Genomic DNA, 202 nt, shown 5'->3' with positions numbered 1-202 from the left:
AGTGGACTTGAACCACCGACCTCACCCTTATCAGGGGTGCGCTCTAACCACCTGAGCTACAAGCCTGCAGAGATTTTTACTGCTGTTTTTTCATCAGACAATCTGTGTGAGCACTACAAAGGCAGGTTCTTTAAGGTAAGGAGGTGATCCAACCGCAGGTTCCCCTACGGTTACCTTGTTACGACTTCACCCCAGTCATGAA

1 rRNA gene is annotated in these 202 nt (G+C 49.0%); it reads right to left on the bottom strand.

What is annotated here, in order from left to right:
• Positions 1-136 precede the first annotated feature (136 nt).
• Positions 137-202 (bottom strand): 16S ribosomal RNA (locus FHC48_RS23390); the annotation flags it as partial.

Origin of the sequence: Enterobacter sp. EC_50 (assembly GCF_019584525.1) — a bacterium.
In the GTDB taxonomy this organism is placed as follows: domain Bacteria; phylum Pseudomonadota; class Gammaproteobacteria; order Enterobacterales; family Enterobacteriaceae; genus Enterobacter; species Enterobacter roggenkampii.
Note: the sequence above shows the minus strand (reverse complement) of the source record. Positions and strands in the feature narration are given on the sequence as shown.